At 63.5% G+C, this 10,091-nt stretch carries 8 protein-coding genes and 1 riboswitch; of the genes, 1 reads left to right on the top strand and 7 read right to left on the bottom strand.

Annotated features, from left to right (window positions below; genetic code table 11):
* Nucleotides 1-8: 8 nt before the first annotated feature.
* The 7 genes from VMA74_RS01360 to hrcA all read right to left on the bottom strand — a co-directional run bounded on the left by VMA74_RS01360 (nucleotide 9) and on the right by hrcA (nucleotide 7,768).
* On the bottom strand, nucleotides 9-1,013 hold the full coding sequence (locus VMA74_RS01360; RefSeq protein WP_325364062.1) for a sodium:calcium antiporter: 1,005 nt from the start codon (nucleotides 1,011-1,013) through the stop codon (nucleotides 9-11).
* Between the two features lie 91 nt (nucleotides 1,014-1,104).
* A riboswitch (yybP-ykoY riboswitch) is annotated at nucleotides 1,105-1,242 on the bottom strand.
* A gap of 31 nt (nucleotides 1,243-1,273) precedes the next feature.
* The gene (gene dapB, locus VMA74_RS01355) at nucleotides 1,274-2,092 is read right to left on the bottom strand and encodes a 4-hydroxy-tetrahydrodipicolinate reductase (RefSeq protein WP_325364060.1); all 819 of its coding nucleotides are present in this window, start codon (nucleotides 2,090-2,092) and stop codon (nucleotides 1,274-1,276) included.
* 125 nt (nucleotides 2,093-2,217) lie between these two features.
* Nucleotides 2,218-3,336 carry a molecular chaperone DnaJ gene (dnaJ, locus tag VMA74_RS01350; protein ID WP_325364058.1) on the bottom strand — a complete coding sequence of 373 codons (1,119 nt, stop codon included), beginning with the start codon at nucleotides 3,334-3,336 and terminating at the stop codon, nucleotides 2,218-2,220.
* The gene (locus VMA74_RS01345; protein WP_325364056.1) at nucleotides 3,333-3,911 is read right to left on the bottom strand and encodes a TMEM175 family protein; all 579 of its coding nucleotides are present in this window, start codon (nucleotides 3,909-3,911) and stop codon (nucleotides 3,333-3,335) included. The genes dnaJ and VMA74_RS01345 overlap by 4 nt, the downstream gene beginning before the upstream one ends.
* A gap of 120 nt (nucleotides 3,912-4,031) precedes the next feature.
* Nucleotides 4,032-5,972 (bottom strand): molecular chaperone DnaK, encoded by a 1,941-nt coding sequence (dnaK, locus tag VMA74_RS01340; RefSeq protein WP_325364054.1) that lies wholly within the window; start codon nucleotides 5,970-5,972, stop codon nucleotides 4,032-4,034.
* 119 nt (nucleotides 5,973-6,091) lie between these two features.
* Nucleotides 6,092-6,628, bottom strand: a complete 537-nt coding sequence (gene grpE / locus VMA74_RS01335) for a nucleotide exchange factor GrpE (protein WP_325364052.1) — start codon at nucleotides 6,626-6,628, stop codon at nucleotides 6,092-6,094.
* Nucleotides 6,629-6,712: 84 nt separating this feature from the next.
* Entirely contained in the window at nucleotides 6,713-7,768 is a 1,056-nt protein-coding gene (gene hrcA, locus VMA74_RS01330) for a heat-inducible transcriptional repressor HrcA (protein ID WP_325364050.1), read from the bottom strand.
* A gap of 176 nt (nucleotides 7,769-7,944) precedes the next feature.
* Between hrcA and recN the strand changes: the two genes are divergently transcribed.
* On the top strand, nucleotides 7,945-9,615 hold the full coding sequence (recN, locus tag VMA74_RS01325) for a DNA repair protein RecN (RefSeq protein ID WP_325364048.1): 1,671 nt from the start codon (nucleotides 7,945-7,947) through the stop codon (nucleotides 9,613-9,615).
* Nucleotides 9,616-10,091: the final 476 nt, after the last annotated feature.

Here is a 10,091-nt window from a genome sequence, read left to right as displayed (position 1 = left end):
CTTTCCGCTCAGCGGGCGAAGTGCCACGCCACGAACGCGGCAAACACGCCATAAAGCAGCCCCACCGGCAACAGCCGGCGCGCATCCACCCGACCGCGCCGGAACAGCCACCACAGATAGCCGATGGCAACTGCGGTGAGCAGGCCGGACACGATCAGCGGCAGGTCGAACAACCACGGCGTGGCGAAGATCGCCAAGGCGCTGGGGATGGTGGCCTGGATCATCATGGCGCCGGAGATATTGGCCAGCGCCAGGCGCTCCTTGCCCTGGCGCACCCAGATCAGCGCGTTGAGCGTTTCCGGCAGCTCGGTGGCCACCGGGCTCAGCACTAGCGCCACCACATGCGGTGGAAGATGCATCGCCACGCCGATGACTTCGATCTGCGAAACGAAGACATGCGATGCTAGGGCAATCACCAGTAACGACAGGGCCGCCTGCAGCGACACGGCCAGCATGGACGGCGTGGTTGCGCGTGGCTGGAACTTCAACGGCTCCAGTGGCTCGGCATCGGATACCTCGTGCTCGTCTTTCAACTCGCGCCACACGTAAAGCGCGTAAGCCAGCAGGAACAGCACGCCCAGCCACGGCTTGAAGACGAAGGCGATCAAGCCGAGCGCACATTTCGCCACGAAGATCGAGAGGAACCAGGCCTGGTCGCGCGCCAATCGCGCATGCTTGACCTGCACGCGGCCGTCAGCACGACCTAGCCGACCGCGATGGCACCAAAGCGCAATCCCCACCGTGGCATAGGCAATCGTCGCCAGCACCAAGGGGCCCCCCATCGCTGCGCCGACACCGATGTCGCGCACATCGGCGGTGCGCCCCATCACGACTGCCACGAACGTCACCGCGCTTTCCGGCAACGCCGTACCGAACGCCGCCAGCACGGTGCCGGTCGCGGTCTCGCCCAGACGCAGCTTTTTCCCCAACCACTCGATGCCGTTGACGAAGTATTCGCAGGCCACATAGATGGCCGCTGCGGAAAGCAGGAACAGCACAGCCGTGATCAGCATGAAAGATTCCGGACCGGGCGAGCGAAAAACCGATGGCGCACGCGCGTCGCTCGCCCGGCCGGGTGAGCACGTCGTGGCCAAAGGTCTCGCCGGACCATCGCAAACGCAGTGCTTGCGATAACCATCCGCGCCATGAAGCCGTGGCTTCAAGTCTGTTGACGCGGATTCCTCGATGCATGCAGGCCTGCGGGCCGATGCATGAGGATGGCTACTCCCCAATGACAGTGAGTGGCGCGAATGCTACAAGCTTTGCAAAAGCCTCACAACAGGATGGGCGGTTCCTGCAGGCGCTCTTGCAGCATGTCGTCGATGCTGTAGGCACCCGGCTCTTTTCCGGCCAACCAGGCGGCGGCCTCAAGCGCTCCGCGCGCAAAGATCGAGCGATCGGTCGCCCGATGGCTCAGCTCCACTCGCTCGCCCTGGCCCAGCAATAACGCCGTGTGCTCACCCACCACGTCACCACCACGCACCACCGCGAAGCCGATGCTGCCGCTGCGACGCGCGCCCGGCCGGCCTTCGCGTACGTACACGGCATCGTTGGCCAAGCGCGTACCGCGCGCTTCGGCAGCCGCATGCCCCAGCGCAAGCGCGGTGCCGGACGGCGCGTCTTCCTTGCGGGCGTGATGCGCCTCGACAATTTCCAGATCCCAATCGGGAAGTGCCGCGGCGGCGTCGCGTAGCAAGCGCGTCAGCACGGCCACGCCGAGGCTGAAATTGGCCGCATGCAGCAGCGGAATCTGTTGGCTGGCTTCATGCAACCTGGTTTGCATCGCCGCGTCGAGGCCGGTGGTGCCGGTGACCAGCGCAGCGCGATGTGCCGTGCAGTAATCCAGCGCGGCCGCGAGGCCGTCCGGGCCACTGAAATCGATGACGACACTCGCAGCCACCACGCCCCACTCGCGGGTGTAACGCAAAGACGCGGAAGATTCCGGAAAAACGAGGGCACCGTGATGCGTCGAAATCGACGACACCAACGCGCTGACCAGCTCGAAGCGTCTGTCTTCGCGCACCAGGGCGAGCAAGGCGCGCCCCATGCGGCCGGAGGCGCCGTTGAGGGCTAGGCGGATGGCTGGCGTCATGCGATGTCCTGAACGTTGAGGCTCGAAATAAGATCCGCGTCGAGCGCGGATCGTCATTCCGGTGTTCGCCGGAATGACGCACTTTGGTGCCGAGTATGAAGCTCAATACGCCAGGTGAGAATCGCTCAGGACGTCACCCGCGACCAGAACTGCTTCACCCCATCCATAAAACCCTTGGCGCGCGGCGAATGCTCATCGTCGTCGGCAAACGTGGCTTCCAGCTTTTCCAGCAGTTCGCGCTGCTCGCGGGTAAGGCGCACCGGCGTTTCCACCATGACCCGGCAAACCAGGTCGCCGGTACGACCGCCGCGTACCGACTTCACGCCACGCCCACGCAAGACGAACTGCTGTCCGGTCTGCGTTTCCGGTGGAATGGTGATGGCCACTTCGCCATCCAGCGTAGGCACCTGCAATTCCGCGCCCAACGCGGCTTGTGAAATGCGGATCGGCACTTCGCAAAACAGGTTGCTGCCGTCGCGCTGGAAAATGGCGTGCTCACGCACACGCACTTCCACGTAGAGGTCGCCCGCCTCGGAACCGGCAGGCCCAGCCTCGCCCTGCCCGGCCAGGCGAATGCGGTCGCCGTTGTCGACACCGGCCGGAATGCGCACGGACAAGGTGCGTGTTTCCTCCAGGCGCCCTTCGCCATGGCACTTCTTGCAGGGCTTTTCGATGGCCCGGCCGCTGCCGCCGCAATGCGGGCAGGCCTGCTGGATGGAGAAAATGCCGTTTTGCATGCGCACGCGGCCGTGGCCGTTGCAGGTACGGCAGCTGACGGTCTTGCCGTCCTCCGAACCGCTGCCATTGCAGTGATGGCAATTGACCTGGGTGGGAATGTCGAACTTTCTCTCGACCCCGAATACGGCTTCTTCGAGATCCAGCTCCATGATGTAGCGCAGATCCGCGCCGCGGCGCGAGCGCGAGGAACGGCCGCTACCGAAAATATCGCCGAAGATGTCCCCGAAGATATCGCCCATGTCGCCGAAGCCGCCCTGACCGCCGCGACCACCCATGCCGCCTTCAAAAGCCGCATGGCCGTACTGGTCGTACATGCCGCGCTTCTGCGTATCGGACAGCACGTCGTAGGCTTCCTTGGCCTCCTTGAACTTCTCCTGCGCGTGCGGATCGTCCGGACAGCGGTCGGGATGGTATTTCATCGCCAGGCGACGGAAGGCCTTTTTCAGCTCCGCTTCGTCCGCCGTGCGGTCGACACTCAGAATTTCGTAATAGTCACGCTTGCTCATTTCATGATCCGCGATTCGATGCGCCGATCGGGAATGAACCAGATCGCTGCCACCGTGGCATAAAGAACACACGACACCCACGGCGCCACGAACGCCAGCAGGATGCCGCACAAATACATGGCGACGGCAGTCCAACCTTTCCAGTCGGCGCCCACCGCCTGCGCCAGCAAGGAAGACGCACCGCCATTGGCAGCGATCAGGCTGCGCTGGAACGGCTGCCAGGCAAGACCGCACATCAGCAGCACAAAGCCATACAACGCCACCGGCACCTGCGCGAAGTAATTCTCACCCATCCACCCGGTGGTCACCGGCATCAGCGACAACCAGAACAACAGATGCAGGTTCGCCCACAGCACACGGCCATTGATCTTCTCGGCAGCATGCAGGAAATGATGGTGGTTGTTCCAGTAGATGCCTACGTAGATGAAGCTCAATACGTAGCTCAGGAACACCGGCCACTGCGGCAGCAAAACCTGCCAGCCGTCGCCATGCGGTACTTTCAGCTCCAGCACCATGATGGTGAGGATGATGGCGAGTACGCCATCGCTGAAGGCTTCGAGCCGCCCCTTTTCCATCGCCCCTCCTGCTAAGAAGCCTGCCTGACGTCTTGGCGGCGATGCGAACCACGCCCAGGCACCAAACAGGCTCTAAAAAAACGAGCGCCAGGGAATGGCGCTCGTCTTTCTGGCGTTACTTTACGACGACTTGCCGTCGTTCTTCACTTCGGTGAATTCGGCGTCGACCACATCGTCCGGCTGGGCAGAACCGCCCGGACCCGGGCCGTGCTGCGGGCCGGCGCCAGCGCCGCCATCGGCATGGCCGGCTTGCGCCGCGGCATACAGCGACTGCGCCACCTGCTCCAGCTTCTGGATCTTGGCTTCGATGGCGGCCTTGTCTTCGGCGTCCTTCACCTTCTCCAGATCCGACAGCGCGCCTTCGATCTCGCTCAGTTGCGCGCCCGGCACCTTGCCGCCGTGCTCCTTCAGTGCGCTACGCGTGGCGTGCACCAGCTGGTCGGCCTTGTTGCGCGTACTCACCAGCTCCTGGAACTTCTTGTCCTCTTCGCGGTGCGTCTCGGCGTCGGCCACCATGCGCTGGATTTCCTCATCGGACAGGCCGGAACCGGCCTTGATCTCGATGCGCTGCTCCTTGCCGGTCTTCTTGTCCTTGGCCGACACGTGCAGGATACCGTTGGCATCGATGTCGAAGGTCACCTCGATCTGCGGCATGCCGCGCGGCGCGGAATCGATGCCGGCCAGGTCGAACTTGCCCAGCGACTTGTTGCCGGAAGCGCGCTCGCGCTCACCCTGCAGCACGTGCACCGTCACCGCAGTCTGGTTGTCCTCGGCGGTGGAAAATACCTGCGAGGCCTTCGTCGGCACGGTGGTGTTCTTCTCGATCAGCTTGGTCATCACGCCGCCCATGGTCTCGATACCCAGCGACAGCGGGGTGACGTCGAGCAGCAGCACGTCCTTCACCGAACCACCCAGCACGCCGCCCTGGATGGCCGCGCCCACGGCGACGGCTTCGTCCGGGTTGACGTCCTTGCGCGGCTCCTTGCCAAAGAAATCCTTCACCGCCTCCTGCACCTTCGGCATGCGGGTCTGGCCACCGACCAGGATCACCTCGCTGACGTCGGATACGCGCAGGCCGGCATCGTTGAGCGCCGTGCGGCACGGTTCGATGGTGCGCTTGACCAGGTCTTCCACCAACGCTTCCAGCTTGGCGCGGGTGAGCTTGATGTTCAGATGCTTCGGGCCGGAGGCATCCGCCGTGACGTACGGCAGGTTCACTTCGGTCTGGTGCGAGGACGATAGCTCGATCTTGGCGCGCTCGGCGGCATCCTTCAGGCGCTGCAGCGCCAGCGGATCCTTGCTGAGATCGATGCCCTGGTCCTTCTTGAATTCTTCGATGAGGTAGTCGATGACGCGCTTGTCGAAGTCTTCGCCGCCCAGGAAGGTGTCGCCGTTGGTGGCCAGCACTTCGAACTGCTTTTCGCCGTCGACTTCGGCGATCTCGATGATCGACACGTCGAAGGTGCCACCGCCGAGGTCGTACACCGCGATCTTGCGGTCGCCGCCCTTCTTGTCCAGGCCGTAGGCCAGCGCAGCCGCGGTCGGCTCGTTGATGATGCGCTTCACGTCCAGGCCGGCGATGCGGCCGGCATCCTTGGTGGCCTGGCGCTGGCTGTCGTTGAAGTAGGCCGGCACGGTGATCACCGCCTCGGTGACCGCTTCACCGAGGTAATCCTCGGCAGTCTTCTTCATCTTCATCAGCACCTTCGCGGACACTTCCGGCGGCGCCATCTTCTTGCCGTCGGAGGTCTGCACCCAGGCGTCACCGTTCTCGTGCGCGACGATGCCGTACGGCACGATGTGGATATCCTTCTGCACTTCCGCATCGGTGAACTTGCGGCCAATCAGGCGCTTCACCGCGTAGAAAGTGTTCTTGGGATTGGTGACGCCCTGACGCTTGGCGGGGGCGCCAACCAGCACCTCGCCGTCCTTGGTGAACGCGACGATGGATGGCGTGGTGCGATCGCCCTCCGAGTTCTCGATCACTTTGGCGGTACTGCCGTCCATGATGGCCACGCACGAATTGGTCGTGCCCAGGTCGATGCCGATGATTTTGCCCATGATGTGTGCTCCGTAAACTTTGAATGCGGCCCCTCGCCGCGAATGGTTGTCAGATGGGGCTTTGGCGAAAGGCGTTCAATGCCAAGTAAACCCTGCAGTTCTGGAATTACGGCCGTCGTTCAGTCGTCCTTGGCTACTGACACCAATGCGGGACGCAACAAACGATCATTCAGCACATAGCCCTTTTGCAGCACGGCCACCACGGTGCCGGGCGACTTGCCGGGAGCTTCCACCATGCTCACCGCGTGATGACGCTCGGGGTCGAGCGGTTGATCGAGCGGATCGACCTGCACCAGGCCGTTGTTGCCGGCGATGCGCAGCAACTCCTTCAAGGTGAGGTTCAGGCCTTCGCGGATCGCCGCCACGTCGCCGCCTTCCACGGCCAGGCCCCGCTCCAGGCTGTCGTACACCGGCAGCAGGTCGTTGAGCAGCTTTTCGTTGGCAAAACGGCGCGCCTGCTCCAAGTCGCGATGCAGGCGGCGGCGCTGGTTTTCCAGCTCGGCCTTTTCGCGCAGCACGGTTTCGCGCAGCTCCTTGTTGCTCGCCTCAAGCTCGGCCAGCTTGGCCTTCAGGGCCTCCAGCTCATCGCTCAAAGTGGCGTTTTGCGCTGCCGTTTCAGGCATTTCGTTAGGCGACTGCGAATCGCTGTTGTGCATGAATGACTCCAAACATCGTCCTGGGCCGGCAAGGCTGCCGACCATCACTAAAATATGCGGGTGAACCCGCCTCCCAACCTGCTTTTATAGGGCTGTCGCTGCCCGATTCAAGGCGTCGCTGAGCAGGCGGGCGGTGGCTTGCACCACCGGAATCACGCGATCGTAAGCCATCCGGGTGGGGCCGATCACACCGACCGCACCCAACAACCGGCCCTGTGCACCATAGCTGGCGGTGACCACACTGCAACCGTCGAGTGCGGCGAAGCCCGATTCCTCGCCGATAAACAGGCGCACGCCGGGCGCCTTGGCGCAGGTTTCCATCAGCTGCAGTAATTCGTTCTTCTTCTGGAACGCCTCGAACAGGTCGCGCAAGCGCTCCAGGTTGCCCAGTTCCGCATAGGCCATCAGGTTGGTCTGGCCGCTGACCAGCACGTCCTCGTCTTGTGGCGCGAACGATGCGGTGGCCAGTTCCACCGTCCTGGAAAGCAGCTGATGCAACTCGCTGCTGGCTTCGCGTATTTCGCGCAGCAGGTGCGCACGGATGTCGTCCATGCGCAGGCCGATGAAATGCTCGTTGATGTAATTGGCCGCCTGCTCCAGCACGCTCGCCTCCAGCGGCTTGGCCAACTGGATAACCCGGTTCTGCACCTGATTGTCGGAAAACACCAGGATCACCAGCACCCGCGCATCGGGCAGCGGCACAAAATCGATATGGCGCAGCGGGAAATCGCTTTGGCGCGGCACCATCACCACCCCGGCAAAATGCGTCATGGCCGACAGCAGGGCCGAGGCGTTGCCGGCCAGGTCGCGCACGGTGGTCGGGCCGGGCGGCAGTTCGCGCTGCAGCCGCACCATCTCGTCGCGCGGCAGCGGCTGCAATTCGATCAGGCTGTCGACAAACAGGCGTAACCCGCGTGGCGTAGGAATACGCCCAGCCGAGGTATGCGGCGAGGCTACCAGGCCGGCCTCTTCCAGGTCGGCCATGATGTTGCGGATGGTCGCCGGGCTCACATCCAGCCCGGACGAACGCGACAGCGTACGTGAACCGACCGGTTCACCATCGGCCAGATACTGCGCGATCAGCGTGCGCAACAGCCGCCGTGCGCGAGCATCGAGTTCATGACCTGGGTGGCGAGACATGCGCTGTGGCAATCCGTGAGACGGCTAAGAAATAAGGTTTGCCGAGGAAGAAAGCAAGGAAGCCCCAAAGCGGGGAACGGGGCGGGGCGACGGGGAAGGTCAAGCTCGCCTCCTGTCCCCGTTCCCTACCCGACGTTCCCACTTACAATTCGTACGACCACTGCCAACCGTACCCCATGCTCACCTCCCTTTACGTCCGCCATCTCGCCGTCGTCGAAGAAGCCGATCTTGCGTTTGGCCCCGGCCTGACCGTCGTCAGCGGGGAAACCGGCGCCGGCAAGTCCTTGTTGGTGGACGCTTTGATGCTGCTGGCCGGCGCACGCGCCGACAGCGGCATCGTGCGTGCCGGCAGCGATCGCGCAGAGCTGGCGGCAGAATTCGATCTGGCCGACCTGCCCGAAGCGCGCGACTGGCTCACGCGCGAGGAACTGGACGAAGACGGCACCTGCCAGCTGCGCCGCGTGATTCGCACCGAAGGCAGCTCACGCGCCTGGATCAACGGCCGCCCCGCCACCATCGGCCAGATGAGCGAACTGGCCGCGCTACTGGTGGAAATCCACGGCCAGCACGAACACCAGGCGCTGCTGGAACGCACCCATCAACTGAACCTGCTCGATGCCTACGCCGAAAACGAAGCGCGCGTCGCGCAGGTGCGCGACCTGGCCCAGCAATGGCGCGAGCTCGGCGCGCGCATCCGCAAACTGGCCGGCGGCGACGATCGCGAACATCGCCTGGAACTGTTGCGGCACGAACTGTCCGAACTGGAAAAATGGGCGCTGCCTGCCGCTGAGCTGGCCGAGCTGGAAAGCAGCCATAAGCGCCTGGCGAACGCCAGCAAGCTCACCGAAGGCATCACCGGCGTGGTCGATCTGCTCGACGGCGACAGCGAATTTGCACTGCGCTCGTCGCTGGGCCGCGCCCATGCAGAACTCAGCCGGCTTGCCACGCTGGACGATCGCCTCGCGCCACTGCTCGAGTTACTCGACAACGCGCAGATCCAACTCAACGAAGCCGTCGACGGTCTTGGCCGCTACGCACAGGATGTGGATCTGGATCCGGAACGCTACGCCGAAGTCGACACGCACCTGACGCGCCTGCACGAGCTGTCGCGCAAGCATCGCTTGCACGTCACCGAACTCGACGCCAGGCGCATCGCCGTGCAGAACGAACTGACCGAACTGGAAAACGCTGGCGATGCGCTCGAACGGCTCGACGCGCAGCGCACACAAGTGCAGCGCGATTACGACAAGGCCGCCGAAGCCCTAAGCAAGGCCCGGCAGACCGCCGCCAAGCGGCTGGGCAAGGAAGTGAGCGCGTTGATGGGCGAACTCGGCATGGCCGGCGGCGTACTGCAAGTGGCCCTGGAAGCGTCCGACAACAACGACCCCGACCCGCAAGGCCGCGAGCGTTGCGAGTTGCTGGTAAGCGCCAACCCCGGCCAGCCCCCCCGCCCCTTGCGCAAGGTCGCCTCCGGTGGCGAACTCGCTCGCATCAGCCTGGCCATCGAAGTGGCCACGCTGGGCAAGGACACCATCGGCTGCATGGTGTTCGACGAAGTGGATACCGGCATCGGTGGCGCGGTGGCCGAAGTGGTCGGCCAGAAACTGCGCGCGCTGGGTGCACGCTGCCAGGTGCTGTGCGTGACGCATTTGCCGCAGGTGGCCGCACAAGGCCATGCGCATTTGCGTGTGAGCAAGCACGCTTCTGGCGGCTCCACCCACACGCGTATTGAAGTGCTAAACACCGAAGGCCGCCGCGATGAGCTGGCGCGCATGCTTGGTGGTGTGGAAATCACGCGCGAAACGCGGGCTCATGCGAAGAAGATGCTGGAGCAGGCGCAGGCTTAGGGCACTCAAACGAAGCGGGTATCTGGATCATCGCGACAAACGGTGCCCTCCCCTGCTTGCACTTGATTAGCGTCGAGTCTCAGTTGCTGTGTTTTTTGCTCGTCGTACCGGCCAGGCGCTTTAGGGTACTTCTATAACTTGCTCTCATAGCGAAGCGGGCATGTGGATCATCGCGGGAAACTATTCCCTCCCTGCGTCAGTAGAGCCTGCCCCGGACTTGATCCGGGGGGGCAATGCTCCGAACTTAAGCCTAATGGCGCCAACTTAAGCCAAGAAGCTTGTTGTTCGCGGTGATCTGCTCCCTCCCCTGCAAGCAAGGGGAGGGCTGGGGCGGGGTTGCTTGGGCTTTAGCATGCAGCTGAATGTCCTGATGAGATGTATGGAAGGAATGGGGCTCCTGCCGCTCGCTGCGCTCGCACCCCACCCTAGCCCCAATGCTCCGAACTTAAGCCTAATGGCACTAACTTAAGCCAAGA

This window comes from Dyella sp., assembly GCF_035508675.1.
In the GTDB taxonomy this organism is placed as follows: domain Bacteria; phylum Pseudomonadota; class Gammaproteobacteria; order Xanthomonadales; family Rhodanobacteraceae; genus Dyella_B.
The sequence above is the reverse complement of the archived record's forward strand: the minus strand, read 5'-3'. Positions and strand labels throughout refer to the sequence as shown.

Excerpts from the sequence above, each read along its gene's own strand:
- VMA74_RS01360 (WP_325364062.1), bottom strand. The coding sequence starts at position 1,013 with ATGCTGATCACGGCTGTGCTGTTCCTGCTTTCCGCAGCGGCCATCTAT.
- dapB (WP_325364060.1), bottom strand. The coding sequence starts at position 2,092 with ATGACGCCAGCCATCCGCCTAGCCCTCAACGGCGCCTCCGGCCGCATG.
- dnaJ (WP_325364058.1), bottom strand. The coding sequence starts at position 3,336 with ATGAGCAAGCGTGACTATTACGAAATTCTGAGTGTCGACCGCACGGCG.
- VMA74_RS01345 (WP_325364056.1), bottom strand. The coding sequence starts at position 3,911 with ATGGAAAAGGGGCGGCTCGAAGCCTTCAGCGATGGCGTACTCGCCATC.
- dnaK (WP_325364054.1), bottom strand. The coding sequence starts at position 5,972 with ATGGGCAAAATCATCGGCATCGACCTGGGCACGACCAATTCGTGCGTG.
- grpE (WP_325364052.1), bottom strand. The coding sequence starts at position 6,628 with ATGCACAACAGCGATTCGCAGTCGCCTAACGAAATGCCTGAAACGGCA.
- hrcA (WP_325364050.1), bottom strand. The coding sequence starts at position 7,768 with ATGTCTCGCCACCCAGGTCATGAACTCGATGCTCGCGCACGGCGGCTG.
- recN (WP_325364048.1), top strand. The coding sequence starts at position 7,945 with ATGCTCACCTCCCTTTACGTCCGCCATCTCGCCGTCGTCGAAGAAGCC.